The organism is Herbidospora sp. NBRC 101105, assembly GCF_030269205.1.
GTDB classification, from domain to species: domain Bacteria; phylum Actinomycetota; class Actinomycetes; order Streptosporangiales; family Streptosporangiaceae; genus Herbidospora; species Herbidospora solisilvae.
This window is the reverse complement of the sequence record NZ_BSSX01000004.1, coordinates 341596-366400: the sequence shown is the minus strand read 5'-3', so window position 1 is coordinate 366400 and position 24805 is coordinate 341596. Positions and strand designations below refer to the sequence as shown.

27 protein-coding genes and 1 tRNA gene are annotated in these 24805 nt (G+C 69.4%); 21 read left to right on the top strand and 7 right to left on the bottom strand.

Features of this window, described 5'->3' with window-relative positions; translation table 11 throughout:
- Window positions 1-31: 31 nt before the first annotated feature.
- Genes QSK34_RS19045 through QSK34_RS19020 form a run of 6 tightly spaced genes read left to right on the top strand, consistent with a single transcriptional unit; the run spans window position 32 to window position 4837 of the window.
- The gene (locus QSK34_RS19045; RefSeq protein ID WP_285585568.1) at window positions 32-1486 is read left to right on the top strand and encodes an FtsK/SpoIIIE domain-containing protein; all 1455 of its coding nucleotides are present in this window, start codon (window positions 32-34) and stop codon (window positions 1484-1486) included.
- Entirely contained in the window at window positions 1483-1671 is a 189-nt protein-coding gene (locus QSK34_RS19040) for a hypothetical protein (RefSeq protein ID WP_285585567.1), read from the top strand. Before QSK34_RS19045 ends, QSK34_RS19040 begins: the two co-directional genes overlap by 4 nt.
- The gene (locus QSK34_RS19035; RefSeq protein WP_285585566.1) at window positions 1664-1813 is read left to right on the top strand and encodes a hypothetical protein; all 150 of its coding nucleotides are present in this window, start codon (window positions 1664-1666) and stop codon (window positions 1811-1813) included. Before QSK34_RS19040 ends, QSK34_RS19035 begins: the two co-directional genes overlap by 8 nt.
- An 8-nt stretch (window positions 1814-1821) precedes the next feature.
- The gene (locus tag QSK34_RS19030) at window positions 1822-3432 is read left to right on the top strand and encodes a replication initiator (RefSeq protein ID WP_502875531.1); all 1611 of its coding nucleotides are present in this window, start codon (window positions 1822-1824) and stop codon (window positions 3430-3432) included.
- Window positions 3429-3668, top strand: coding sequence for an excisionase family DNA-binding protein (locus tag QSK34_RS19025; RefSeq protein ID WP_285585565.1), 240 nt, complete (start codon window positions 3429-3431; stop codon window positions 3666-3668). Before QSK34_RS19030 ends, QSK34_RS19025 begins: the two co-directional genes overlap by 4 nt.
- Entirely contained in the window at window positions 3668-4837 is a 1170-nt protein-coding gene (locus tag QSK34_RS19020; RefSeq protein ID WP_285585564.1) for a tyrosine-type recombinase/integrase, read from the top strand. Before QSK34_RS19025 ends, QSK34_RS19020 begins: the two co-directional genes overlap by 1 nt.
- Before the next feature lie 112 nt (window positions 4838-4949).
- Here QSK34_RS19020 and QSK34_RS19015 read toward each other — a convergent pair.
- Window positions 4950-5020: transfer RNA gene (locus QSK34_RS19015), tRNA-Gly, on the bottom strand.
- Between the two features lie 67 nt (window positions 5021-5087).
- Here QSK34_RS19015 and dcd point away from each other — a divergent pair.
- The 3 genes from dcd (at window position 5088) to QSK34_RS19000 (ending at window position 7414) form a co-directional block, all read left to right on the top strand.
- Window positions 5088-5663 (top strand): dCTP deaminase, encoded by a 576-nt coding sequence (dcd, locus tag QSK34_RS19010; protein ID WP_161482469.1) that lies wholly within the window; start codon window positions 5088-5090, stop codon window positions 5661-5663.
- 134 nt (window positions 5664-5797) lie between these two features.
- On the top strand, window positions 5798-6415 hold the full coding sequence (locus tag QSK34_RS19005) for a DUF47 domain-containing protein (RefSeq protein ID WP_062345265.1): 618 nt from the start codon (window positions 5798-5800) through the stop codon (window positions 6413-6415).
- Window positions 6416-7414, top strand: coding sequence for an inorganic phosphate transporter (locus QSK34_RS19000; RefSeq protein ID WP_030451630.1), 999 nt, complete (start codon window positions 6416-6418; stop codon window positions 7412-7414).
- Between the two features lie 154 nt (window positions 7415-7568).
- On the opposite strand, the gene mshD is transcribed toward QSK34_RS19000, so the two are convergent.
- Window positions 7569-8477 carry a mycothiol synthase gene (gene mshD / locus QSK34_RS18995; protein ID WP_285585562.1) on the bottom strand — a complete coding sequence of 303 codons (909 nt, stop codon included), beginning with the start codon at window positions 8475-8477 and terminating at the stop codon, window positions 7569-7571.
- 110 nt (window positions 8478-8587) lie between these two features.
- Between mshD and QSK34_RS18990 the strand changes: the two genes are divergently transcribed.
- Window positions 8588-10327: a bifunctional metallophosphatase/5'-nucleotidase gene (locus QSK34_RS18990; RefSeq protein ID WP_285585561.1), complete on the top strand. Its 1740-nt coding sequence runs from the start codon at window positions 8588-8590 to the stop codon at window positions 10325-10327.
- A 55-nt stretch (window positions 10328-10382) separates the two neighbouring features.
- Here QSK34_RS18990 and QSK34_RS18985 read toward each other — a convergent pair whose 3' ends face one another.
- Window positions 10383-11096, bottom strand: coding sequence for a winged helix-turn-helix transcriptional regulator (locus QSK34_RS18985; protein WP_161482472.1), 714 nt, complete (start codon window positions 11094-11096; stop codon window positions 10383-10385).
- Window positions 11097-11365: 269 nt separating this feature from the next.
- Between QSK34_RS18985 and QSK34_RS18980 the strand changes: the two genes are divergently transcribed.
- The 8 genes from QSK34_RS18980 to QSK34_RS18950 all read left to right on the top strand — a co-directional run bounded on the left by QSK34_RS18980 (window position 11366) and on the right by QSK34_RS18950 (window position 15694).
- The gene (locus tag QSK34_RS18980) at window positions 11366-11614 is read left to right on the top strand and encodes a MoaD/ThiS family protein (RefSeq protein ID WP_062345258.1); all 249 of its coding nucleotides are present in this window, start codon (window positions 11366-11368) and stop codon (window positions 11612-11614) included.
- A gap of 35 nt (window positions 11615-11649) precedes the next feature.
- Entirely contained in the window at window positions 11650-12339 is a 690-nt protein-coding gene (locus QSK34_RS18975; protein ID WP_161482473.1) for an LmeA family phospholipid-binding protein, read from the top strand.
- Entirely contained in the window at window positions 12320-12877 is a 558-nt protein-coding gene (locus tag QSK34_RS18970) for a sigma-70 family RNA polymerase sigma factor (RefSeq protein ID WP_081898317.1), read from the top strand. Before QSK34_RS18975 ends, QSK34_RS18970 begins: the two co-directional genes overlap by 20 nt.
- Entirely contained in the window at window positions 12874-13794 is a 921-nt protein-coding gene (locus QSK34_RS18965; protein WP_285585560.1) for an anti-sigma factor family protein, read from the top strand. The genes QSK34_RS18970 and QSK34_RS18965 overlap by 4 nt, the downstream gene beginning before the upstream one ends.
- A 57-nt stretch (window positions 13795-13851) precedes the next feature.
- Window positions 13852-14166: a thioredoxin family protein gene (locus QSK34_RS18960; RefSeq protein WP_407929424.1), complete on the top strand. Its 315-nt coding sequence runs from the start codon at window positions 13852-13854 to the stop codon at window positions 14164-14166.
- A 3-nt stretch (window positions 14167-14169) separates the two neighbouring features.
- The gene (locus tag QSK34_RS37800) at window positions 14170-14283 is read left to right on the top strand and encodes a putative leader peptide (protein ID WP_353051402.1); all 114 of its coding nucleotides are present in this window, start codon (window positions 14170-14172) and stop codon (window positions 14281-14283) included.
- A 269-nt stretch (window positions 14284-14552) separates the two neighbouring features.
- Window positions 14553-15392, top strand: coding sequence for a sulfurtransferase (locus tag QSK34_RS18955; RefSeq protein ID WP_161482476.1), 840 nt, complete (start codon window positions 14553-14555; stop codon window positions 15390-15392).
- Window positions 15389-15694, top strand: a complete 306-nt coding sequence (locus QSK34_RS18950) for a DUF1416 domain-containing protein (protein ID WP_202610564.1) — start codon at window positions 15389-15391, stop codon at window positions 15692-15694. Before QSK34_RS18955 ends, QSK34_RS18950 begins: the two co-directional genes overlap by 4 nt.
- Window positions 15695-15738: 44 nt before the next feature.
- Here QSK34_RS18950 and QSK34_RS18945 read toward each other — a convergent pair whose 3' ends face one another.
- Window positions 15739-16179: a MarR family winged helix-turn-helix transcriptional regulator gene (locus tag QSK34_RS18945; protein ID WP_285585559.1), complete on the bottom strand. Its 441-nt coding sequence runs from the start codon at window positions 16177-16179 to the stop codon at window positions 15739-15741.
- 124 nt (window positions 16180-16303) lie between these two features.
- On the opposite strand from QSK34_RS18945, the gene QSK34_RS18940 reads away from it, so the two are divergent.
- Entirely contained in the window at window positions 16304-17548 is a 1245-nt protein-coding gene (locus QSK34_RS18940; RefSeq protein WP_285585558.1) for a hypothetical protein, read from the top strand.
- Here QSK34_RS18940 and QSK34_RS18935 read toward each other — a convergent pair.
- The 3 genes from QSK34_RS18935 to QSK34_RS18925 are packed head-to-tail and all read right to left on the bottom strand — an operon-like array spanning window position 17510 to window position 19616.
- Window positions 17510-18403 (bottom strand): hypothetical protein, encoded by an 894-nt coding sequence (locus QSK34_RS18935; RefSeq protein ID WP_285585557.1) that lies wholly within the window; start codon window positions 18401-18403, stop codon window positions 17510-17512. The genes QSK34_RS18940 and QSK34_RS18935 overlap by 39 nt on opposite strands.
- Window positions 18400-18978 (bottom strand): DUF4352 domain-containing protein, encoded by a 579-nt coding sequence (locus tag QSK34_RS18930; RefSeq protein WP_285585556.1) that lies wholly within the window; start codon window positions 18976-18978, stop codon window positions 18400-18402. Before QSK34_RS18930 ends, QSK34_RS18935 begins: the two co-directional genes overlap by 4 nt.
- Window positions 18978-19616 carry a hypothetical protein gene (locus tag QSK34_RS18925; protein WP_285585555.1) on the bottom strand — a complete coding sequence of 213 codons (639 nt, stop codon included), beginning with the start codon at window positions 19614-19616 and terminating at the stop codon, window positions 18978-18980. Before QSK34_RS18925 ends, QSK34_RS18930 begins: the two co-directional genes overlap by 1 nt.
- Window positions 19617-19773: 157 nt before the next feature.
- On the opposite strand from QSK34_RS18925, the gene QSK34_RS18920 reads away from it, so the two are divergent.
- On the top strand, window positions 19774-21687 hold the full coding sequence (locus QSK34_RS18920; protein ID WP_285585554.1) for a hypothetical protein: 1914 nt from the start codon (window positions 19774-19776) through the stop codon (window positions 21685-21687).
- An 85-nt stretch (window positions 21688-21772) separates the two neighbouring features.
- A complete protein-coding gene (locus tag QSK34_RS18915; protein ID WP_161482481.1) occupies window positions 21773-24796 on the top strand; it encodes an ATP-binding protein in 3024 nt (1007 codons plus the stop codon).
- The last annotated feature ends 9 nt before the right edge of the window (window positions 24797-24805 follow it).

The following is a 24805-nucleotide window of genomic DNA, read 5'->3' as shown; positions in this document are numbered from 1 at the left end:
ACTGCATATGTTCCGAGAGGACTCCAACCTAGTGTTTCGCAAGCTCCCGGGGGACGAGGCACGCAACCTCGTCACCACCACCCCCGACACGAAGATCGTGTTTAAGCCGGTCGTGGTCAACACCCCGGCCTTCCTCACCATCGGCCTGTGGATCATCCGCCTCATCGCCGCTCTGGTCCGGCTGATCTGGCGACACCCGATCGCCGTCACCCTGGTCGGCGGCCTGGCCGCGCTCGCAATCTTGGTCGACTGGCGCGGGAGCGTCTTTCTGGTCGGTCTGGCGCTGCCCGTCCTCGCAAGCTGGGCGATGATCCACCGGCCTTCCTTCTGCTCGTGGATTGCCTGGCCGCTGCTGGCCTCCTGGCGAAGGTTCTGGATCTACCGGCGGCACTGGCAACCCGTCATGGTCGTGTCCGGCCTGGGCCGTCACCTGCACGGCCGCGACTACCTACCTCGCCTGGTCAGCGTGGCCTGCACTCCGTGGGCTGACCTGGTCGTCGTCCGCATGCTCAAGGGCCAATGTCTGGAGGACTGGACCAAGCGCGCTGACCACCTGGCCCAGGGCTTCGGCGCAACCAGCTCCCGCGTCACCCTCCACGCTCCTGGCGTCGTGCTGCTGGTGCTGCCTCGACGCGATCCCCTCGCCGATCCCATCCCCGCGCTTCCTCTCCCCGACCATGCCGACGAACCTCCGTCCGAGGTCGAGCCGGTCCAGATCGGCGAGCGTGAAGACGGCCTGCCCTACCGGCTGAAGGTCCACGGAACACACGTCCTCGTCGCCGGGGCGACCGGGGCCGGCAAGGGCTCGTGGATCTGGTCGGTCATCCGGGGCCTGCTCTCTGCGATGGCTTCGGGCCTGGTCGAGGTCTGGGCGCTGGACCCCAAGCGCATGGAACTGTCCCTCGGCAAGGACCTCTTCCGAGGCAAGTACGCCGCCACCCCAGAGGAGTGCGCCGACCTGCTGGAGACGGCTGTCGCGCAGATGCAACAGCGTGCCGACAAGTACGCGGGTGTGCGCCGCAGCCACACCGCAACGCCGGATGAGCCCTTCGTCCTGGTGGTCGTCGACGAAGTGGCGTTCCTGACCGCCTACCAGTCCGACAAGCACCTCAAGCAGCGCATCACCGCTGCTCTGGCCACGCTCACCACCCAGGGCCGCGCGGTCGGCTTCGGGGTGCTGGCCGCTCTTCAGGACCCGCGCAAAGAGGTCATGAACATCCGCAACCTGTTCCCCGACAAGATCGCGCTCAGGCTGGATGAGTCCGAACAGGTCGACATGGTCCTCGGCGACGGCGCACGCGACCGGGGCGCCCTGGCCGACCTCATCTCACCCAACCCGGCCCAGGGCGCCGGCATCGGCTACGTCCGGCTGGAGACCTCCCCGGACCCGATCCGCGTCCGCGCCACCTACGTCTCGGACGACGACATCAGGGACATGGTCGCCCACCTCTCGACCGCCACCACCGACGAGACGAGGGCCGCATGAGGCTCACCCTGACCGGCACCCGCACCGAGATCACTCGCGTCCCCGAACAACTCGTCTTCGCCCGGCTGACCCCCTCGGGCGTGGTGCGCTTCCTGCACCTGGCCGACGTCCAGATCACCACCCAGCCCTACACGGGGCTCGTCCGGCTGACCGCCGACCTCGTCGAGGGAGACGCCAATGGCTGAACTGGCCTGCGCCCTGGACGACCTGACCTGCGCGTCCTGCGGCACCACCGACTGCCTGTGGATCTATCCCGTCCGGGGCGTCGTCGAGTGCCGCGAGTGCGGGACCAAGGCCGTCGTGATCCTCGACCCCCTCGACCAGTAGGAGGTGCCTTGACCAACCCGAACGACCGGCACACCCCACGCGCCGCCAAGCAGTCCATGCCCCTGGCGCACGAGGTGGTCGAGGCCCTCGCGATCGACAACGGCGTGTGCATCCGCCCGGTGGGGCTGCGCCGGATGGACCTGAAGACCGGGATCAGCGACATCATCAACGCGCCCTGCGGCGCGACCCTTGAGGCCAAGTGCCCTCCGTGCGCCAAGCGGAACCGCGCTCTGCGCAAGGCCCAATGCCGCGAGGGCTGGCACCTGACCGCCGAACCGGCCATCACCCCGGACGAGCCGAACGACTACCAACGGCACCTGGTCGAGTGGCGCGCCGACGCCCAGGCCCTTCGCGACCAATGCGAAGCCGCGGGGCTCCCCACCGACGACTATGACCAGGCCATCGCCGAGCTCGACGTCGAGATCAACGCCGCCGGAGTGCGCGGCAACGTCCTCGGCCGGACTACATCCAAGCGTTCCCGCTCAACTCGTCGGCGGCAGGACGCTCCCGACCTGCCGAAGCGGGCCATGACGGCGACCACGCTGGGCCGCACGTACGAAAGCCCGGACGGCCGTAGCTACCGGCCCTCAATGTTCATCACGCTCACGCTCGACACCTACGGGCGAGTGAACGCGGGTGTCCCCGTCGACCCTGCGAGCTACGACTACGTTCGAGCGGCTCGGGATGCTCTCCACTTCTCGAAGCTGATCGACCGCTTCGTGCAGAACCTTCGCCGCGTCGCGGGCTATGACGTCCAGTACTTCGCCACGGTCGAGATGCAAAAGCGGCTCGCACCGCACCTGCACATGGCCATGCGCGGCAGTATGTCCCGCGCCGACATCCGCGCCGTAGCTGCGGCCACCTACCACCAGGTCTGGTGGCCCTCCTGCGACACCGTCCGATTCGACGGCGGGCACCTGCCGGTCTGGGACGAGAAGGCCGGCTACCTCGACCCAGACAGCGGCGAGATCCTCCCCACCTGGGATGAGGCCCTCGACCAGCTCGACGCCAACCCCGACGCCCAACCACTGCACGTCGTCCGCTTCGGCCGCCAGGTCGACGCCCAAGGCATCCTCTCGGGCACCCCGGACGCCGACCAGGCGATCCGCTACCTGTCCAAGTACCTGACCAAGTCACTCGGTCAGGCCGCCGACTCCCAAGCCGCCCGGGACCACGCGGCCCGCCTCGCTGAGGTCCTGCGGTACGAACCGTGCACGCCGACCTGCCCGAACTGGCTCCGCTACGGCGTCCAGCCCAAGGACGCCAAGCCGGGCATGATCCCCGGCCGGTGCAGGGGCAAGGCCCACCGTCCCGAACACCTCGGCTACGGCGGGCGCCGCGTCCTGGTCTCTCGCAAGTGGTCGAACAAGACGCTGACCGAACACAAGGCCGACCGCCGCACCTGGGTCCTGGAAGCCCTCGGCGTCACCGACGAACCCGCCGACATCGGCCGCTACGTCTGGTCACCCGTCAAGGCCGGAGACCCCGACCTCCCACCGATCCGCGTCCGCCTCCTGCGCTCCATCCGCGAACGCCTCCGCTGGCGAGCCCACATGAACCAACTCCAAGCCGCAGCAGACGGCCTAGATCTTTCGGCAACGGCGGGGAGGGCGGCATGAGACGACAGAGCAAGGCTGATGACCCGAACGCCATCAGGGGCAACCTGCTGACCGTCGACCAGGTGGCCGCTCGTCTCAACACCTCGACCCGCTTCCCCCGGCGCCTAATCGCAGAGCGCCGGATCACGTTCGTCCGCATCGGGCGGAGCGTGCGCATCCCTGAATCGGCCCTCGAAGAGTTCATCCGAGCCGGTCTCGTCGAACCGATCGCAACCCGGAAGGGAAGGGCTGCCTGATGGGCGGCAACAACAAGGGATCCCGTCGCCGTTTCGGTGCCGTCCGCAAGCTGCCCTCGGGCCGCTTCCAGGCGCGCTACCAGGGTCCGGACGGACAGGAGTACACGGCACCGCAGACCTTCGCGACCAAGACCGACGCCGAGAAGTGGCTGTCCAAGGCGGAAGCGGAAGTACTCCAGCAGGAGTGGACCAACCCCGACGCCGGGAAGGTCCTCTTCAGCGACTACGCGGCCACCTGGCTCACGGAGAGGACGCTCCGCCCCAAGACGGAACAGCTCTACGAGGGGCTGTTGCGGCTGCACATCACCCCGACCTTCGGCGAGTGCATGCTCACGGAGATCACGTCCCGCCAGGTCCGCGTCTGGCACACCGGCCTGACCAAGAACGGCCTGGGCGCGTCGACGATCGCCAAGGCGTACCGCCTCCTTCGCGGCATCCTCAACACCGCCGTCGACGACGAGCTGATCAGGAAGAACCCCTGCAAGATCAAGAAAGCGGGTGTCGAGCGTCCGGAAGAACGACCCGTCCTCACCGTGCCCGAGGTCTTCAGGCTGGCGGACGCGATGCCGCCCCGCTTCCGCGCCCTGGTGCTCCTCGCCACGTTCGGCAGTATGCGTTGGGGTGAGCTGGCGGCGCTTCGGAAGGACCACCTCGACCTCGACGCCCGAACGGTCCGCATCGCGGTCGCCGTTTCCGAGATGAAGACAGGTGAGCTGCTGACCGGCCCACCCAAGTCGGACGCCGGAACCCGCACGGTCAACCTCCCCGAGGTGATCACCGGAGAACTGGCATGGCACGTCCAGCGCTTCAGCGAGAAGCGACACGATGGCCTGATCTTCGTGGGGGAGAAGGGCGCGCAACTGCGCCGGAGCAACTTCTCGCGCGTGTGGGCGAAGGCACTCAAGAAGGCCGGCCTCCCGAAGATCCACATTCACGATCTCCGACACACCGGCAACACACTGGCCGCACTCACGGGGGCCACCCTGAAAGAGCTCATGGCACGCATGGGCCACGCGAGTACGAAGGCGGCCGTGATCTACCTCCACGGCTCCAAGGAACGTGACCGCGAGATCGCCGACGGCCTCGGCAAGATCGTGGAGAAGGGTCTCAGGCCCAACGGCGAGGAAGGCGACGAGGGCCAAGCGGGGGCACTTGTGCCGAGCGCCTGACCAGCAAGATCACTTGTTCTGGCACGGATCTGGCACGACGGCGAGAACCACCCCAGAAAACAATCAAGGCCCGGGTCGGGATCTATCCCCTGACCTGGGCCTTAGTGGTAAGAGCGGGTGACGGGAATCGAACCCGCGCTGTCAGCTTGGGAAGCTGATGTTCTGCCATTGAACTACACCCGCAAGGTGCTCCGCCTACTCTACATGATCCACGCCAAGCCCACGCCCCCGTTCCCACTACCCTGTCGTCGTGCTGCTTTCAGATCGCGACATCAAGGCCGAGGTGGACAGCGGAAGAGTCCGTCTCACCCCCTACGACCCCGCCATGATCCAACCGTCCAGCATCGACGTCCGGCTCGACCGGATGTTCCGGGTCTTCGAGAACCACCGCTACCCCCACATCGACCCGTCCTGTGAGCAGCCCGACCTGACCCGGCTCGTCGAACCGGAGAAGGACGAACCGTTCATCCTCCATCCGGGGGAGTTCGTCCTGGCCAGTACCTACGAGGTCATCAAGCTTCCCGACGACATCGCCAGCCGCCTGGAGGGCAAGTCGAGCCTGGGCAGGCTGGGGCTGCTGACCCATTCCACGGCAGGCTTCATCGATCCGGGGTTCGAGGGGCACGTCACCCTGGAGCTCAGCAACGTCGCCACGTTGCCCATCAAGTTGTGGCCGGGGATGAAGATCGGTCAGCTCTGTCTGTTCCGGCTGAGCAGCCCCGCTGAGCATCCGTACGGCTCGGCCGCGTACGGTTCGAGGTACCAGGGGCAGCGTGGACCCACGCCGTCGCGGTCTTTCCTCAACTTCCACCGCACCAAGATCTGAGAACGAGCGAAAAACCTTATGTGTCAGGGGAAGACCGTTGGGCAACCATTAGGTGACATCTACCTTAAGTTCACGTTCTGCCTGGTTGCCTCTACTCTTCTCTGCGGACAGTCCCCGCACATCTGGAGATCCACGTGCGTCTGCGTCTCACGCCCCGTGAGGACAGTTACTACGACTTGTTCGCCGACTCGGCGAACAACCTCGTCACAGCGTCACGGCTGCTGGTCGAGATCATCAGTGACGGTTCCGACCGTGAGGCTCTCGCTGAGAAGATGCGCGCGTGTGAGCACGCGGGCGACGAGCGTACTCACGCGATTCTGAACCGGTTGAACGAGAGCTTCATCACACCGTTCGACCGGGAGGACATCTACAAGCTCGCCTCCAACCTCGATGACGTCATGGACTTCATGGAGGCGGCGGCCGATCTGATCGTGCTCTACCAGATCGACCACCTGCCGAAGGAAGTCGTGCGTCAGGTCGAGGTGCTCGAACGCGCGGCCGAGCTGACCGCCGAGGCGATGCCCCGGTTGCGGTCGCTCAACAACTTGAACGAGTACTGGATCGAGATCAACCGTCTCGAGAACCAGGCCGACCAGGTCTATCGGCGCCTGCTGGCCAAGTTGTTCTCGGGCGAGTACGACGCCCTGACCGTCCTCAAGATGAAAGAGGTCATCGACCAGCTCGAGTCCGCGGCTGACGCGTTCGAGCATGTCGCCAACACGGTCGAGTCGATTGCGGTCAAGGAAAGTTAAGTGGAGCTTGCGCTCGTCATCAGTGTGGTCGTCATCGCACTGGTGTTTGACTACACGAACGGCTTCCACGACGCCGCGAACGCGATCGCGACCTCGGTCTCGACGCGGGCGCTGACGCCGCGGGCCGCCCTGCTGATGGCCGCCGTGATGAACTTCATCGGCGCCCACCTGGGGGAGCAGGTCGCCAAGACGGTCGGCAGCGGCATCATCGAGCCGCCTGAAGGAACCCACGGCCTGGTGATCGTGGGGGCCGGGCTCGTTGGCGCGATCACGTGGAACCTGATCACCTGGTACTTCGGGTTGCCCTCGTCGTCGTCCCACGCGCTCATCGGCGGGCTCGTGGGGGCGGCGCTGGCGGCCAGCACGACCGTCCACTGGGACGGGGTGCTGGAGAAGGTCGTCGTGCCGATGATCCTGTCGCCGCTCGTGGGGTTCACCCTGGCGGGTGGCATCATGATCGCGATTCTGTGGATCTTCCGCAAGTCGAATCCCCATTCCACGGGCCGGGGTTTCCGCTACGCGCAGACGGTGTCCGCCGCGGCCATGGCCCTCGGCCACGGTCTGCAGGACGCCCAGAAGACCATGGGCGTGATCTTCCTCGCACTGGTCGTCGGCGGCTACAACCAGCCCGGCGACAACATCCCCCAGTGGGTCATCCTGGCCGCCGCGGCCGCGATCTCCCTGGGCACCTACGCGGGCGGCTGGCGCATCATGCGCACCCTCGGCCGGCGCATCATCGCCCTCAACCCACCCCAGGGCTTCGCGGCGGAGAGCGCCGCCGCCACGGTCCTCTACGTGGCGGCCATCGGCTTCCAGGCCCCCATCTCCACCACCCACACGATCACCAGCGCGATCATGGGCGTCGGCGCGACCAAGCGCCTGTCGGCCGTGCGCTGGGGCGTCGCGGGCAACATCGTCACGGCGTGGGTCCTGACGATCCCGGCGGCGGGCATCGTCGCGGCGATCACCTACTGGATCGCCCACGCGATCATCGAGTAGTCCCACCCAAGGATTCAGGCGCGTGATCCCCGATCACGCGCCTGTTTCTTTTCCCGTTACGGCTCCGCCCACCTAGGCACTGCCCGCCGCCCCCGGCGCTCCCCGGCATCCGGCGCCAGGCCCGCGCTCCCGGCGCCCGCCGTCACGGGCAAGCTCACCGGGCCGGGGCGTACATCACGTCGACGTCCCACCGGCTGAAGCCCAGGCCCTCGTAGAGCCGGATCGCCGCCCGGTTCTCCTCGTCCACGTACAGCATGACCTGCGACAACCCCAGCGACCGCAGGTGCGCGAGGCCCGTCAGGGTCAGCGCCTTCCCCAGGCCCGACCCCTGCTCCGCCGGATCCACCCCCACGACGTACACCTCGCCGATGGGCTCGTGCCCGTGGCCGCCGTCGCCGTGGACCTTCGTCCAGTGATAGCCCGTCATGGTTCCGTCGCGGAAGGCCAGGAAGAAGCCCGCGGGGTCGAACCAGGGCTCCTGTTCGCGCCGCCGCACGTCCTCGACGGTCCACGCGCCCTGTTCGGGGTGGTGGGCGAACGCGCGGGCGTTGAGGGCCACCCACTCCTTCTCGTCCCGCCCGGTCTCGAACGTGGTGATCCGCACGCCCTCCGGCACCCGCGCGGCCGGGAACGGCGCGAACAGGCTGCGGCGCATCTGCCAGAGCGAGCGCACCCGCTGGAACCCGGACGAGGCGGCCAGCCGCCCGGCGCCCGGGTGGTCGCCGTGGGCCCACAGGCGCAACCGCCCGCCGGTCTCCATGAGGATCGCGTCCAGAAGCATGCGGCCGTAGCCCCGGCGGCGGGCGGCGGGGTCGATCACGAGTTCGCCGCTGGGGCCCTCGACCGTGTCGGTCGGGTCCACGTGAGCAAAACCTGACAAAATGCCCGATACATACAAAAGCGCCGTCTTGGCTCCGGGGTCGCCCCCGTACCGCAGATGGAGCATGACGTGCTCGTTCAGCGGGCGGACGCCGTCGGCGTCGGTCGCGGCCTGGACGAGCCGCCTGACCTCGGCAACCGTGTCGTCATCGAGTCGTTCCCTGATCTCCACGTGCGCGTTCATGGAACGCACTCTACGTACCCCTGACTGGCAAATCCCGCCAGGTGTCGCCGAGGGGAATCGTTACCTTTGCGCCATTGGTCGGCCAGGTGGTCACTCTAGGCTCACTTACCATGACCCCTGCATCCCTCAAGAGACTCGCCGTGGCCACCGTCGCCTCGGCGGGTGTCATCGCTCTCGCCATCGGGCCCGCGGGCGCCAGCGCGAGCGGCTCGGCGAAGAAGATGGACGACGAGCTGGTTCCGGTCCGGATCCTCTCGATCAACGACCTCCACGGCAACCTGGAGCCCCCGACGGGGTCCAGCGGCCGGATCGCCGACGAGACCGGCACCGTCGTCGACGGCGTCGGCGGCGCGGCCTACCTCGCCACCTACGTCAAGCAGCAGCGCAACCGCGACACCGTCCTGGTCGCGGCCGGCGACCTGATCGGCGCCTCCCCGCTGCTGTCGGCCGCCTTCCACGACGAGCCCACGGTCGCGTTCCTCGACTCGCTGGAGCTGGCCACCTCCAGCGCCGGCAACCACGAGTTCGACGAGGGCTACGCCGAGCTCAAGCGTGTCATGGAGGGCAAGTGCCACCCGGTCGACGGGTGCTCGCCCGCCGGCAAGTGGAAGGGCACCGACTTCGAGTTCATCGCGGCCAACGTGATCGACACGAAGAAGAACAAGCCGGCTCTCGCGCCCTACTATGTGGAACGAATCAACGGCGAGAAGGTCGCCTTCATCGGCCTGGTCACCAAGACCACCCCGTCGATCGTGACCGCCTCCGGCATCGCCGGCCTCGAGTTCACCGACGAGGTCGCCGCCGCCAACGAGACCTCCGCCTACCTCCGCGACGTCAAGGGCATCAAGGCCCAGGTCGTCCTGGTGCACGAGGGCGACCAGGTCACCCCGAACCAGAGCCCCGACGCCTGCCCGATCACCAAGGGCGCCGGCTCGCGCATCGCCGAGGGCATCGACCCCGAGATCGACATCGTCATCAGCGGCCACTCCCACCAGGCCTACATCTGCAAGGCCACCGACCCGGCCGGTCAGCAGCGCGTCTACACGCAGGGTTCGTCGTTCGGCCGCGTGCTGACCCAGATCGACTTCCAGATCGACAAGGGCACGGGCGACATCGTGCGCTCGTCGGTCGTCGCCGACAACACCGTCGTGCGCCGCACCGTCACCCCCGACCCGGCCACCGTGACGTTCATCAACGACTGGAAGGCCCGCGTCGCGACCGTCGCCAACAAGAAGGTCGGCGACATCACCGCCGACATCACCAACGTGGCCGGTCCGTCGGGCGAGTCCCCGCTGGGCAACCTGATCGCCGACTCGCAGCTCGAATCGGCCAAGGCCGGCGGCGACGCCGAGATCGCCCTGATGAACCCGGGCGGCATCCGCACCACCCTCACCTACGCCAGCTCGCCCGCCGGCGAGGGCCCCGGTGTGACCACCTACGGCGAGATCTTCGCGGTCCAGCCGTTCAACAACCTCGTGCAGGTCGTCACGCTGACCGGCGCCCAGCTCAAGCTGGTCCTGGAGCAGCAGTGGGTGGGCGGCCCGAACAACCAGGCCTTCACCAAGATCCTGCAGCCGTCGTCGAACCTCACCTACTCCTACAGCAACAGCGCCGCCTGGGGCTCGAAGGTGTCGGACATCAAGATCGACGGTGTTCCGGTGACCCCGACGCAGTCGATCCGCGTCGCGGCCAACAACTTCCTCGTCGGCGGCGGTGACGCCTTCGCGGCCTTCACCCAGGGCACCGACCTGTGGAGCGGCCCCCTCGACATCGACGCGTTCGAGGACTACCTGACCGCGAACTCCCCGGTGGCGCCCCCGGTCGCCAACCACATCACGGTCCTGCCGTAGGGCTGAGAGAAGCAGGAAGCCCCCGGTCGATGGCGACCGGGGGCTTTTCCATGTCTCAGCGGCGGGCGGACTCCAGTTCCTGGGCCATCTCGTTGCCGCGGTCGGGCACGAAGCGGTAGCCGACGTTGCGGACGGTTCCGATCAGCGCCTCGTATTCGGCGCCCAGCTTGGCGCGCAGGCGCCGCACGTGGACGTCGACGGTCCGGGTGCCGCCGAAGTAGTCGTAACCCCAGACCTCCTGGAGGAGCTGGGCCCGGGTGAACACCCGGCCGGGGTGCTGGGCCAGGTATTTGAGCAGCTCGAACTCCTTGAACGTGAGGTCGAGCGCCCGGCCGCGCAGGCGCGCGGTGTAGGTCGCCTCGTCGATCGCCAGATCGCCGCTGCGGATCTCGTCGGGCACCTCCTCGGCGGCGGCCAGCGACAGCTTGCCGATCGCCATGCGGAGGCGGGCCTCGACCTCGGCCGGGCCGGCGGAGTCGAGGATCACGTCGTCCGCACCCCACTCGGCGGTCATCGCCGCGAGGCCGCCCTCGGTCACGATGACCATGAGCGGGCAGTCGATCCCCGTGGTCCGCAGCAGCCGGCACAGGCTCTTGGCCTGCACCAGCTCACGCCGGGCGTCGACCAGGATCGCGTCGGCGGGCGGGGCGTCGAGCAGAGCGGTCCCCTCGGCGGGGGCGACCCGGACCGAGTGGAGCAACAGCCCGAGCGCCGGCAGGACTTCGGCGGACGGTTCCAATGCGTTGGTCAGCAGAAGCAGATTGCTCATGAGGCCTCCTCGCCAAACGGGCGGGCGCGCCGGGAGAGCACCGCGCTGTGCACGATCACAGGCTCGCCTCCTTCGATCCGCGTCAACGGCAGGGCCGTAGAAACACGTAAGGACCCGGGGGCTACGTCGCCCAGGTCCCGTTGCTCGTAGATTAGCCCACAGCAACTTTGCGTCCAATGTGCGTCCACCGTGTGAACAGCACTTCACGTGGAGAATCACCGTATCCAAACGCTCACTGTGAGTGTGCGGATCTGGGGCTGGAGAGGCGTATGGCTACGGGAACGGTGCGCTTTTGGGCCGCGGCGAAGGAAGCGGCCGGAGTCGCCGAGGAGACTTTCGACGCGGAAACCCTTGGAGAGCTTGTTACCAAAATCACAAGGAACGACGCGCTGGCCAGGGTGCTTCCGCGGTGCTCGTTCCTGGTCGACGGGAACCCGGCCGGCACCCGCGACCCCCACACCGTGGAGCTGCCCGAAGGTGCCACGGTTGAGGTTTTGCCGCCGTTTGCCGGCGGATAGGCTGATCCGAAACCCCCCGGCCAACGGAGGATGCGGTGCGCAAGCTGGTGGTGGCGCTGCTCGTGCTCGTCGTGCTGGCCGTGGTTCTCGACCGCGTGGCCGTCGCCGGCGTGCAGCGGGAGATCGCCAAGCAGGTCCAGGCCAGTGCCGATCTCGACGCTCCGCCGACCGTGCAGGTCAGGGGCGTGCCGTTCCTGACCCAGGCGATCGGCGGACGCTATGAGGAGATCGCCATCGACATCGGCGACATCCAGCGTGAGGGCATCCGGCTCAGCGACGTGCAGGCGACCCTCTATGGGGTCGAGGCGCCGCTGATGGACCTGATCCAGAACGCCACGGGCACGAAGATCGTCGCCGAGCGGGTCAGCGGCACGGTGACCATCTCCGAGGAGACCTTGAACTCGCGGGCCCCGCGCGGCATCAAGATCGAGGGCGGCGGGGGCAACGGCACCGTCCGCGTCTCCGGCGAGGTGACCGCGCTGGGCAACCAGGTGCCGGTGACCGCCGACATGAAGATCGAGGTCAAAGACGGGGTGCTGCGGCTCACCCCGGCCAAGGTGACGATCGCGGGCGGGTTCACCGTGCCCAACGCCGAGCGCCTGATCACCTTCACCGTGCCCGTGCAGGGCCTCCCGCTCGATCTGAAGATCGACGAGGTCCGGTCCGCCCCCGGGGGCGGCCTGGTCGTCGACGCGACTGCGACCGATGTCCCTCTTTCGCGGTGAACCGAAGCGCCGCCGGTTGCGTTCTGAGGATGTGAGCGCAGCCGGGACGGCCGACGAAGAGCTGGTGAGAGCCCTTTTCGACGACCACGCCGGGCCGCTCTACGGTTACGTACTGCGATTGACGGGTGACCCGGGGAGGGCGGAGGACATCGTGCAGGAGACCATCCTCCGGGCCTGGAAGAACCCGATCGCCGACCGCCCGGTCCGGGCCTGGTTGTTCACCGTGGCCCGCAACCTGGTCGTCGACCAGGCCAGAGCGCGCAAGTCCCGACCGCAGGAGACCGGCGACGAGGCGCTGGCGATCCTCCCGGCCGACGACGAGCTCGACAAGGCCGTCGAGTCGTGGGCCATCGCCGACGCGCTGGCCTCGCTGCGCCCCGACCACCGTGAGGTCCTGCTGGCCGTCTACTACGGCGGCCAGTCGGTCAAGGAGGCCTCCGAGTCGCTCGGCATCCCGCCGGGCACCGTCAAGTCGCGCACCTACTACGCGCTGCGCGCGCTCAAGCTGGCGCTGGAGGAGCGGGGGCTCGCGCCGTGAACCACGACGACGTCAAGATCTCTCTTGGGGTGTACGCCCTGGGCGCCCTCGACGCCCGGGAGACCGCCATGGTCGAGGCCCACCTCGACACCTGCGACGAGTGCACGGCCGAACTCGCCGAGCTCTCCGGCCTGCCGCCGATGCTGGCCCGCGTGTCGGCCGCCGACGTCGAACACGCCGCGGCCCCGCCCCGGGCGGTGCTCGACCGGCTGCTGGCCGACTCGGCCAAGCGCCGCAGGCGCGGCCGGATCACCCGCACGATGCTGGGCCTGGCCGCCGGCGTGGCGATCCTCGGGTGGGGCGGCGCGGTGCTCATCGACGGCGCCGCCGACACCACAGCCGCCCCAGCCGCCGGGGGCGCCCCCGAATCGGCCCAGATTCCCGATACCACCGCCCAGGACCGGAGCGGCTACGCCGCCGTCGAGGCCCAGCCGATGATGACCGAGGAGCCCCCGCGCGACGTCTCGGCGGGCACCGGCCCCGCCGAGACCGGCGTCGCTCCTACCGAGCAGCCGGCGCCGACGCCCTCGAAGGCCGCCAGGGCCCCGCAGCCCAAGGAGAGCCCGGCAGCCGAGTCGGCCCAGGCCGACGAACCGGCGACCACCAAGATCGCGCCCGAGACCATGACGCTGGAGCGGTCGCGGGGCGAGGTCACGCTGCGCCTCGACCTGACCGGGCGCGAGGGCGGCACCGAGGTGGTCGCCACCATGACCGGCGTGCCCGTCGACACCAAGACCGAGCTTTTCGCCGTCTCCCGGGAGGGCCCGCGCACGTCGGTGGCGAGCTGGGAGGTCAAGGCCGACGACGCCGACGGCGCCACCTTCCCCGGCTCGACGAGCCTGCCGATCGCCGAGATCGCCCGGTTCGAGCTGCGGGCCGCCAACGGCACCGCGCTCATCACGATCCCCGTCGGCTGACCGGGAATTTCCCGGTCGCCGCCGGTGGTTGCCGATCGTATGGACCTGGGTGCGCCCTTGGGCGAGCGGGCGACGCTCGTGCACTTCTCGACGGCCTTCTGCCAGCCCTGCCGGGCCACCCGGCGGGTGCTCGCCGAGGTCGCCGCGATCGTTCCCGGGGTCCGCCACGTCGAGGTCGACGCGGAGTCGCGGTTGGACCTCGTACATGCCCATGAAGTTACGAAAACCCCAACGGTGTTAGTTCTCGACAGTGCTGGAAATGTCGTGAAAAAGGCATCAGGGCAGCCCAGGAAAGCAGACGTCATCGCGGCCCTCGCCCTGACCCTGGACAGCGTGTCTCAAAGCGGGTCTCAGCAATCGGACGGCATGTGACAGATGGCGAGACGAAAGGGTACTGTCGTGCCCATGACTCCCACGACAGAGATGCTGACGAAGCGGCGGGCGGTTGACTTCTGCCGCGTCGCGACGGCTCTCTGTCGCATGGCCTGAGGGTGATTTCCGGCGGCGTCTGAAGCCGCATCACGCGAAACCCATCAGGAGCATCAGGCGATGCAGGTCGATCCCCGTGGCCCCCGCTCTGGCGCGGCCGACACCACTCTGGTTCCGCCCCGGTACGTCCCGGGGCCTGGGCATCATTCGCATCGTTCCCGCCTCTGGAATCGTCCCTCCGGCCCTGGGTGCGACAGCAGCGGCACTGCTGGCCGCCTTTCCCCCGCATCACCACCGCTCATCAGCCGTCTACAACCTGGGAGAAATTCATGAGTCGCTCCGCCGCTCTGGTCGACGCCGACTGGGTCGAGGCCAACCTCGACACGCCCGGCGTCGTCCTGGTCGAGGTCGACGAGGACGCCAGCGCTTACGACAAGGGTCACATCCGCGGCGCCGTCAAGGTCGACTGGCGTGACGACCTGCAGGACCCGGTCCGCCGTGACTTCGTCGACAAGGCCGGTTTCGAGGCGCTGCTCTCGTCGCGCGGCATCGCCAACGACGACACCGTGGTCCTCTACGGCGGCAACAACAACTGGTTCGCCGCCTACGCCTACTGGTACTTCAAGCTCTACGGCCACGAGAACGTCAAGCTGCTCGACGGCGGTCGCAAGAAGTGGGAGCTCGACTCCCGCGAGCTGGTGAAGGACGTCCCGAACCGGGAGGCCACCACCTACACCGCCCAGGAGCAGGACCTGTCGATCCGCGCGTTCCGCGACGAGGCCGTGGCCGCGATCGGCAAGCTCAACCTGGTCGACGTCCGGTCGCCCGACGAGTTCACCGGCAAGCTGCTCGCGCCGGCCCACCTTCCGCAGGAGCAGGCGCAGCGTGCGGGCCACATCCCGACCGCCCGCAACATCCCGTGGAGCAAGGCCGCCAACGACGACGGCACCTTCCGTTCCGACGACGAGCTCAAGACCCTCTACGCCGACGCGGGGGTCGACTTCGGCAAGGACACCATCGCCTACTGCCGCATCGGGGAGCGCTCGGCGCACACCTGGTTCGTGCTGCACGAGCTGCTCGGCCAGGCCAACGTCAAGAACTACGACGGTTCGTGGACCGAATACGGCTCGCTCGTGGGCGTGCCCGTGGAACTGGGAGAGGCCCGATGACGACCATCCAGCAGGGGTGCGCCGCGCCCGAGCAGACCGTGGCGCTGCCGACCGGAATCGACCTGTCCAAGCAGGCCGTGATCCAGGGCGTCGTCACCGGCGCCGGCACCGCCTACGCCCGCCTTCTCGACCACTCCGGTGAGTTCACCGGCGAGGTCGTCGTCTCCGACGAGGGCATCTTCCGCTTCTTCGCCGCCCCCGGCTCGTGGACCGTCCGCATCATCGCGGGCGGCGGCCGGACCAAGGACGTCGCGGTCGAGGCCAAGCTGGGCGAGGTCGCCCAGCTCGCGGTGGCCGTCTAAACCGCATCGCGAAAGCCCGGTCTCCATGAGGAGGCCGGGCTTTCTCAGTTGACGCCCGCCAGTTGTTCCAGCACGTCGATCAGCGCGTTGTGCTCCCCGGCGACCTTGAAGAACTCGCGGTCGACGTTCTCCACCACCCCGGCGGCGCGCTCGGCCAGCCGGCGGCCCTCGTCGGTGATCACGAGCACCTTCTTGCGCATGTCGGCGGGGTCGTCCTCGCGGCCGAGCAGGCCCTTGACCTCCAGCACCCTGACCACCTGGCTGGTCATCATCACGTCGACGGTGGCGTGTTCGGCCAGTTCGCGCTGGCTGGGGCGGACGCCCTGACTGTCGAACCACCACAGGTCGACGAGGAGGGCGAACTGCACGTGGGTCAGCCCCATCGTCTTCAGCGCCGTGGTGATCTCCCGCTGCCATCGAAGGGTCGCCCGCCACAGCAGGAAACCCGGGCTCCGGCCTGGACCGGCGTCCCGTTCCGCGCTCACTGTCTGATTCCCCGATCTACGACTTCAGGGAGTGTCCCACCTCGCCTCCCGCATATCCGCCGTTGACCAGCCCGGACGGCCGATCTTTGACCTTTCCGGCTCCTTGACCGCTAGCATGCGCAAGATGTCCGGAACGTCCGCCAAGGCCGCGCGCTTACCCCTCGACGCGCTCAGGATCGCCAGGTCGTGCGCGCTGCCGCTGATCATGTGGTTCTCGCTGGGCCGGTTCGTGCGCTGGGCGCTGCTCTACGCCGCCGCGCACCTGTCCCACGGCTCGTGGTACCAGCTCCGCATCGTGGGCGTGCTGTTCATCTTCACCCTCGTCGTCATGGTGTCGCTGGCGACCGTGGTCGGCATGCTCTACACCGTCCGGGAGGCGCTGGCCGAGACGCGGGCCCGCCGTGCGGGCGACGAGGCGCAGGAGACGATCTTCGGGGCGCTCAACCGCACCGCCCTGACGTTCGCGGGTCTCTACATGACCTGGGGCCTGGTCGACCAGGACATGCGCGACTTCGAGAACATCGACCGCACCCTCAACCCCGACCGGCAGTTCGTCGACCAGCTCCAGGGTGTGCAGAGCACCATCGGCGACGGCCTGACCGGCCTCGACGTGCGGATCTCGGTCGCCGCCATGGTCGTCGCGTACGCGATCAAGTGGTTCGCCGGCCGCCGCCACGAGAACAAGCCGGGGAGGTTCACCGGCGTCCTGACCACCTTCGGCGAACTGGCCTTCGTCTTCTACGGCCTGACCGCCACGGTCGCCGCCCTCAAGCTCCGTGAGGACTGGATCGAGCACCGGGCGCTCGTCATGGGCGTCAGCGACGCCACCGAGGACGTGCGGGAGTCGCCGTTCTTCGAGTGGCTCGGCGACGTGTGGCCGCTGCTCCTCGACGCGCTGGTGCTCCCGCTGGCCTGGCTCACCGTCGGCATCCTCGTGTACGGCGCCTACGCCGAAGACACCCAGACCACGATCAGGGGCACCCGCCTGGAGGGCGTCGGCGCCCGCGTCGAGCGCAGCCACAACTGGACCCAGGTCACCCTGGCCAAGCTGACCGGCGGGTTCACCTCCCGCTGGATCCCGCTGCTCAACTCCCTGCGCCTGACCGCCAAGGGCGGCCCGGCCCTCTTCGGCCTGTACGCCCTGCTCTACGTGGGCCTCCACGTCGGTGGCGACTACCTGGGCAGGCTCCTCGACTACGCCACCGCCGGCGGCCCCTACCTGTGGATCGTCACCGGCGTGGGCACCTCGTTCGTCGTGGACCTGCTGGTGACCGTCCTGTCGATGTGCCTGATCGCGGCCACCTACGACCAGGCCGCGACCCGCAAGCGGCTAACGGAGGAACCGGAGGACGTCGAGGTCGGCGCTTAGGTCGTCGGTCAGGTCCTCGGTCGGGGTGTCGGAGCGGTAGGACTTGGGCCGGACGAACAACTCGGCCGTGCCGGCCACGTCGGTCGGCACGACACCGTAGATCTCGATCGGGAACGCCCTGCCGATCTGGTCGTCCGACGGGTCGAGCGGGGTGGCGTTCTCCAGCACCTCGGTGCGCCATCTGCGTCCGGAGCCGTCGCGGATCTCGACGTCGGGCACGCCGGTCAGGAACGTGCCGTCGCGGTCGAGGGCGGTGCGGGTCAGCATGATCTTGACCCACTGGCGGCCGGGCTTCTCGGCCGCGCCCGCCGGGTTGGGGATCGGCTCGATCGTCGACCGCCAGGCGACGTGCTCGAACTCGTAGGTCTCGCCCGCCGGGACGACGTGGACGGTGTCGGGCTCGCCGGTGGCGTACACATAGGTCGACCAGTTGGCGGCGGCGGGCGCGCCGACGGCGAGCACCACCGAACCGGCGGCCCCGGCGAAGAACCGGCCCCAGCCCTTCTTCTTCGGCTCCGGCTCCGGGGGAGCCGGGGGCGGCTGCTCCGAGACGGGCGGCGGGTCGGGGAACGGCGGATAGGGCTCCGGGTCCTGGAAGGACGGCTGGGGGCGCGGCAGCGGACGGCCCGCCGCGATGGCCGGGAAGGGCTGGGTCGAGAAGCCCTCGTCGTCCTCCTCCGGAGCCGGGGGAGGCGGCGGTGGCGGCCACACCAGCACGTCGCTGGGCGGCGCCAGCGGCGGGATGTAGGCCGGGATCATCGGCGGGAGCGGTCCCGAATAGGTCGTGTCGTCGATCTCGGTCGGCTGCGACGGCGGCGGGGAAAACCAGTCGCGGGGTGGCTCTTGCTGGTTCACGTGCCCTCCGGGGCCAGCGAGTAGTGCTCGACCGGCGACTCGCCGCCGGTCAGCCCGAGATCGATCTGCACGTCCGGGGCGAGGTTGTCGACCACCAGCGGGTTGTTCGGCGTGATCAGCACGAGCTCGGCCCCCGGAAGCGCCTCCTTGGGCACCTCGAACACGAGCGGGGCGTCGATCCACCAGCCGGCCTGCACCCACTTGCCCAGGAGCATGGCATCGTCGGCCACCTTGTCGGTGACCTCGTACTTCTTGTCGCCCTCGGTCAGCAGCCAGGCCTCGTGGCGGCGGAACTGGAGCGGTTCGGCCGGGGAGGTCGCGGAGACGTGCGCGACGAGGAACAGGTTGCCCGTCTCGATGGTCTTGTCGGCCACGTCGACCGAGGTCGCGACGGCCGTCTTGGTCACCTTCACCGAGAACCGGCCGGCGTCGACCTCCTCACCGGAGGTCCCCGAGGTGGTGAGGTAGGCGTTCTTCTGATCAGGCTCCAGCGCGAAGGTCTGGGCGTAGACGGCCGCGGCGGCAAGGCTCAGTCCGAGCGTCAGCGCGCCCAATCGGCGGAGGAAGCCGGCCATCAGGCCTCCTCGGGCCGGATCGGCAGGGTGACCTGGGCGATGACCTTGGGCTCGATGAGGGCCATCTCGTCGCCGGCGCCGGTCGGCAGGTCCTTGTCCGGTTCGACCTGCCAGAGCTCGCGCGGGTCGCGGCGGCTGACGGGCTCCTCGACGAAGCCGCCGACGTCGATCGTCACCTTCTCGGGGGGAGCTGCGCCCTCGGGGAGGTCGTAGCGGATGACGACGGTGTGGGTGATGCCCGGGTGGAGCTGGAAGCTGCGGACGCCGTGGCTCCACACGCCGATCTCCGGATAGGAGTCGGGCTTGCCGAGCGGCGGGGTGGTCTTGAGGATCGTCGAGCCGAGGCGTCCGTGCCGGCTGACCTTGGGGCCGGTCGCCATCGCGCCGACACTCTCGGTCGTGTCGCCCTCGTTGGTGACCTTGAGGACTAATTCCACCGCGTGGCGGTCGCCCTCGGCAACGTCGACCGCCTTGACGAACTGGGTTTTGAAGAGCTTCTGATCGATCGTCGCGCCGGCCTGGTACTGCTTGGGAGGCGAGTCGGGTTCGGTGTCGAGCCCGCCCGTGCCGGCGGTCACCCCGAGCCCGGACACGGACAGCAGCGCCACCACGGGCACGAGCACCGGTCGCCGACTCATGGCAATGGATGGTAGTACGCCCACACGTGACCCATCCGCCGCAATCGTCCCTATCTTTGGTGGGAAACCCGTCCGAATGCCGAGAACCCTGCCCTGACGGGGTGCCTAGCTCCTACGCTTTGACCTTACGACGAATACGGAGGGGCCAGGCGCGACCATGGCGAGGTTGACCGACGCGCACCCCGAGCACGCGGAGCTGCGCGCCGACCGCATCTACCTGGGGTGGCAGTACCTTCTGCTGCACCCCGACCCCGGCCCGCCTCCGAAACGCCCGCCGCGCGACGACGCCGAGCTGCCGCCCGATCCGGGCCCCGAACTGTTACGCAACGAACGCCTACAGGAAGACCTCCTGAACCGTCCGGTCAAGTTGTTCCGCAACGTGGTGGCCGGGCTCGCTGTGGTGGTCGCCGGCCTCGGGTTCGCCGGGGTGATCGGCTGGCCGTTCGTGGGCATGGGTGTGATCGCCGCCGCCGGGGTCGCCGGAGTCTGCTCGTACGCCATCCACCAGGGCAACAAGGCGGTCCGGTTCCGGGTCCAGGAACGCCTCGCCCAGACCGAGCGCGATCGGGCCAAGCGCGAGCGCGAGAACGTCCGCGCCCAGGAGGAGCACGCCGCCCGCTACCGCGACTGGGCCGAGCGCAAGGCGATCTACGACAAGCAGATCAGCTGGTACGCCGTCGCCGTCCCCGACGACATCGACCGCGTCGACGTGGCCGGGGGCACCCTCCCGGGCTGGTCGGCCCTGATCACCCTGATCGGCGCCACCCGCCTCTACAGCGGCGGCCACCTCACCGTGCTCGACCTGTCCGAGGGCGTGATCGCCAAAGACCTGATCCAGCTCGCCAAACGCGGCGGCGACGACCCGCTCGTCTGGGTGCTCCCCTCCGACCTGCCCAAGCTCGACCTCGGGGCGACGCTGAAGCCCGAGGCGTTCGCCGACGTGCTGGCCCACGTGGTCAGCGTCAGCGAGGAGACCAGCCGCGACATCGGGTTCGACAACGCGATCCTCGAACGGGTCCTGGAAGTGCTCGGCGAGACCGCCACGATCAGCCAGGTCACCGCCGCGCTGCGGGCCCTCGCCCAGGTCGGCGACCCGCGGGAAGACCTCAAGTCGGGGCGGCTCACCGCGATCCAGCTCGAACGCATCGGCACCCTCTTCGGCCGCGGCGTGGCCGACCGGGTCGTCATCGAACGGGCCTGGGCGCTGGAGTCGCAACTGCGCAAGCTGGAGACCCTCGGCTCCGACGCCGTGCGGCTGCCCCCGGCGCGGTTGCGGGTGGTCAGCATGGACCGCCAGGCCGGAGTGTTCGGCAACCGGGTGCTCGGCACCTACGTGGCCACCGCGCTGACCCACATCCTGCGGCAGTCGCCGGCCAGCGAACGGCCCTGGTACCACACGATCATCGTGGCGGGGGCCGACAAGTTACGCGGCGACGTCCTCGACCGGCTCATGGACGCCTGCGAGACCTCGCGCACCGGGCTGGTCCTCACCTACCGTTCCCTCACCCCGACCGTCAGGGAGCGGCTCGGCCGGGGCCATGCCGCCGTCGCGTTCATGCGCCTGGGCAACGCCGAAGACGCCCGGGTCGCCAGCGAGCACGTCGGCACCGAGCACCGGCTCGAACTGGCCCAGCTCACCGAGTCGGTCAGCTCCGTGGTGAACGGGGCCGGGGGGACCTACACCTCGACGGTGGGCGAGGGGCGTACCGAGATGGAGGCCCTGGCCGAGGGCGACCTGAAAGAGGGCATCACCGAGTCGACCGAGTGGGGCCGCAGCGCCGGGAGGGTCGCCGAGGGGGTCATGCAGCGGTCACGGGAGTTCCTGGTCGAGCCCCACCAGCTGCAGCAGCTCCCGACCACCTCGGTGATCGTCACCCACGCCACCGCCGACGGCCGCGAGGTGCGCCTCGCCGACGCCAACCCGGCCATCCTGACCTTCCCGAAGACCACGCTGGAGGAGGTCAAGTCGCTCTCGGCGACCCCGCCAGTGGTGCCGCCCGAAACGGACGAGAAGGCGCCCCCGCCCAACCTCGGCCCGCCGCCGCCCCGCCTTGATTGGCGCAAACCCTGACGCTCACTCCGGTAAGAGGTTCGTCAACGGGGATGTGTGAGCATGATCGGCAAAGGACCGTGAAAGCCTGGCAGAGAGGGGTCTCATGCAACCGTTCCCCCTGAGCGGGCCGTGGTATCGGATCCAGGCGATCACCGCTCCGTCCCGCACGTCGTCGGCCGAGTGGGACTTCGTGAACGTGCTGCCCGCCGTGCTGTCCGCCGCGCAGCGCGACCGGCCCTTCGTCATCGGCTGGTTGTCCCGGGGCTCCGGGGCGCCGCTCGAACTGATCACCAACGCCGGGCCGCTGACCCCGCCCCGCGCTCCGCGGCGGGCCGCCGTCGCGGCGATCGAGGTGGTGCCGACCGGGCCGCAGCCGCTGCTGTTCCCCGGTGGCGCGCGGGGCGTCGAGATCGGCGACGACTGGCTCGCCGACCTCGCCGATCTGGTGTGGACGCCCTGTCCGGGCCGCCAGGCCCCGCCGCTCAACGGGCGGCGCGAGCCGGAGCCCGACGAGCCGAAGCAGCCGACCCTGTTCGAGTCGACCCTGACGACGCTGATGTCGCGCCCGTTCGGCTGGGTCGTCGTCGCCGAGCCGACCGACCTGCTCGACCAGGAGGTCGGCCACCTCCGCACCCAGCTCAACGTGCTCCGCCAGTACGGCGACGCCTCCGAGCGCTCCCGCTACGACGCCGAACGCGCCGAGCGCCGCATGCAGGAACTCGACGCCTTCCGCGAGGCGGGCCTGTGGAACGTGCGCGTCCTGGCGGGCGCGGCGGGCCCTGAGGAACTCCGCCAGATCGCGCCCGTCCTGGTGGGCTCGGTGGAGATGAGCCACCACCCCTACCGGCTGCGCAGCGCGATGGCGGGCCCGGCCCGGCCGAGCGCGCAGGAGCCCGTCTACAGCTTCACCGAGGCGCTCAACGTCAACTTCCAGGACCCGACCGACAGCGCCGCCGCCCCCTTCGCCGCCACCGCGGGCGCGCTCGCGGCCCTGGCCGGGCTGCCCCGGCGCGAGGTCCCGGGCGTGCGGGTCCTCGACACGGGCTTCTTCGACGTCACCAGCGAGGCCGACTCGACCGGCGGCGACATGCTCGACCTGGGCGCCATCGTCGACGGCCAGGACCGGGCGGTCGGTACCTTCCGGGTCCCGCTGGCGACCCTGAACCGGCACGCCTTCGTCACCGGCGCGACCGGGTCGGGCAAGTCCCAGACCGTCCGCCACCTGCTCGAACAGCTCACCAAGGCGGGCATACCGTGGCTGGCCATCGAACCGGCCAAGTCCGAGTACGCCGCCATGGCCGGCCGCCTCGAAGGCCAGGCCCCGCTGACCGTGATCAACCCGTCGGCCCCCGACGCCGTGCCGTTCAGCGTCAACCCGCTGGCCCCCGAGCCCGGCTACCCGGTGCAGGCCCACATCGACATGGTCCGGGCCCTGTTCATGGCCGCCTTCGACGCCGAGGAGCCGTTCCCGCAGATCATGTCCCTGGCCCTCCAGCGCGTCTACGAGGCCAACGGCTGGGACGTCGTCACCGGCGGCGGCATCCCGGGCGCGGCCGTCCAGCCGCAGGTGCCGACCCTCGAACAGCTCCAGCAGCACGCCCTGGAGGTCATCGAGGAGATCGGCTACGGCAACGAGGTCCAGGCCGACGTCGAGGGCTTCATCTCGCTTCGCCTGCGGTCGCTGCGGGTCGGCTCGGCCGGGCGGTTCTTCGAGGGCGGCCACCCCGCCGACATCGGCGGCCTGCTCCAGCGCAACGTGGTGCTCGCGATCGAGGACGTCGCCAACGACGAGGACAAGGCGTTCCTCATGGGCACCCTCATCATCCGCATCGTCGAGCACCTGCGGATGCGCGCCCGCCAGCAGAAGTCGACCGGCCTCCAGCACGTCATCGTGATCGAGGAGGCCCACCGGCTGCTGCGCGACCGCGGCGCCCAGCGGGCCTCCACCCACGCGGTCGAGCTGCTCGCGGGCATGCTGGCCGAGATCCGCGCCTACGGCGAGGGCATCGTGGTGGCCGAGCAGATCCCCACCAAGCTCGTCTCCGACGTCGTCAAGAACACCGCGCTCAAGGTCGTGCACCGGCTGCCGGCCGAAGACGACCGGTTCCTCGTCGGGGCGGCGATGAACCTGTCGGAGGAGCAGTCGCGCCAGGTGGTCTCGCTCCAGCCGGGCTTCGCGGCGGTCTTCGCCGACGGCATGGACCGGCCGCTGCGCATCCAGGTGCCGCTGGGGGAGGACCGCGAGCGCGTGCTCCAGTCACCGGCGCCGCCGATCAAGGGACGTCGGTCGGCCGCCTGCGGGCGCGAGTGCCGTACCGGAAAGGCCTGCACGCTCTTCGAGGTCCGCGAAGCGGACCTGCTCGCTGTCGCGCCCGAGTGGGCGTGGCTGCGGATCTGGACCGACACCGTCATCCTGTCGTTCGTCGCCAACCGGTCGCTGCCGGGCGTGCCGCGCATCCTGGCCGACATCTGGTCGGAGCTGCCGCCGCGCCGCCGCGAGTGCCTGCTGGCCACGCTGGTGGAGCGCAGCGTCGCCCGCCGCGCCTGGTCGCTGCGCACCTGGTTCGACCCGACCCTGCTCACCGAGAAGGCCGCCGAGGTCGCGGCCGGGCTGCTGGCCGGCTCGCCCGCCGGCGACAAGCCCGGCCCGGCGTGGGTGATCCCGCAGATGCGCTGGCTCCACGAGGTCGACCGGCTGTTCCCCTACGGCCACCCGGCGCCCAACCTGCGCAGCCCGGCCCCGGCGATGGAATACGCCCTCTTCGGCACGGACCCCTCCGGCCGCCCCTACCTGCACGCCGGGGTCAACGGCGGCGGGCTCGCCGTGGAGACCAGGACCGAACTGCTCGGCCACCGGGCCAAGGCGCTGCGCCACCATCCGCTGTCGATGGAGGTCGACCGCAACCGCCCGCTGGCCTGGCGGGTCATCCTCGGCGACGACGAGCACGAGGGCATCCAGCGCGACATCGCCACCGTCGCGGTCGGCGTCGAACCCCGGGAGCGCATCCGGCACGTCGCCCACACGATGGGGGCGGCGTGGCTGGAGACGGTACTCTCCTGGCCTCGCCGGTTCGTTCTCCCGTTCGACGGCGACGCCCCTGCCGAGCTGTCCTTCACCGACCCTTAGGATCACTGC

Excerpts from the sequence above, each read along its gene's own strand:
- QSK34_RS19040 (WP_285585567.1), top strand. The coding sequence starts at position 1,483 with ATGAGGCTCACCCTGACCGGCACCCGCACCGAGATCACTCGCGTCCCC.
- QSK34_RS19035 (WP_285585566.1), top strand. The coding sequence starts at position 1,664 with ATGGCTGAACTGGCCTGCGCCCTGGACGACCTGACCTGCGCGTCCTGC.
- QSK34_RS19025 (WP_285585565.1), top strand. The coding sequence starts at position 3,429 with ATGAGACGACAGAGCAAGGCTGATGACCCGAACGCCATCAGGGGCAAC.
- QSK34_RS19020 (WP_285585564.1), top strand. The coding sequence starts at position 3,668 with ATGGGCGGCAACAACAAGGGATCCCGTCGCCGTTTCGGTGCCGTCCGC.
- mshD (WP_285585562.1), bottom strand. The coding sequence starts at position 8,477 with ATGAACGCGCACGTGGAGATCAGGGAACGACTCGATGACGACACGGTT.
- QSK34_RS18990 (WP_285585561.1), top strand. The coding sequence starts at position 8,588 with ATGACCCCTGCATCCCTCAAGAGACTCGCCGTGGCCACCGTCGCCTCG.
- QSK34_RS18985 (WP_161482472.1), bottom strand. The coding sequence starts at position 11,096 with ATGAGCAATCTGCTTCTGCTGACCAACGCATTGGAACCGTCCGCCGAA.
- QSK34_RS18980 (WP_062345258.1), top strand. The coding sequence starts at position 11,366 with ATGGCTACGGGAACGGTGCGCTTTTGGGCCGCGGCGAAGGAAGCGGCC.
- QSK34_RS18970 (WP_081898317.1), top strand. The coding sequence starts at position 12,320 with ATGTCCCTCTTTCGCGGTGAACCGAAGCGCCGCCGGTTGCGTTCTGAG.
- QSK34_RS37800 (WP_353051402.1), top strand. The coding sequence starts at position 14,170 with ATGGCGAGACGAAAGGGTACTGTCGTGCCCATGACTCCCACGACAGAG.
- QSK34_RS18955 (WP_161482476.1), top strand. The coding sequence starts at position 14,553 with ATGAGTCGCTCCGCCGCTCTGGTCGACGCCGACTGGGTCGAGGCCAAC.
- QSK34_RS18950 (WP_202610564.1), top strand. The coding sequence starts at position 15,389 with ATGACGACCATCCAGCAGGGGTGCGCCGCGCCCGAGCAGACCGTGGCG.
- QSK34_RS18940 (WP_285585558.1), top strand. The coding sequence starts at position 16,304 with ATGTCCGGAACGTCCGCCAAGGCCGCGCGCTTACCCCTCGACGCGCTC.
- QSK34_RS18930 (WP_285585556.1), bottom strand. The coding sequence starts at position 18,978 with ATGGCCGGCTTCCTCCGCCGATTGGGCGCGCTGACGCTCGGACTGAGC.
- QSK34_RS18925 (WP_285585555.1), bottom strand. The coding sequence starts at position 19,616 with ATGAGTCGGCGACCGGTGCTCGTGCCCGTGGTGGCGCTGCTGTCCGTG.
- QSK34_RS18920 (WP_285585554.1), top strand. The coding sequence starts at position 19,774 with ATGGCGAGGTTGACCGACGCGCACCCCGAGCACGCGGAGCTGCGCGCC.
- QSK34_RS18915 (WP_161482481.1), top strand. The coding sequence starts at position 21,773 with ATGCAACCGTTCCCCCTGAGCGGGCCGTGGTATCGGATCCAGGCGATC.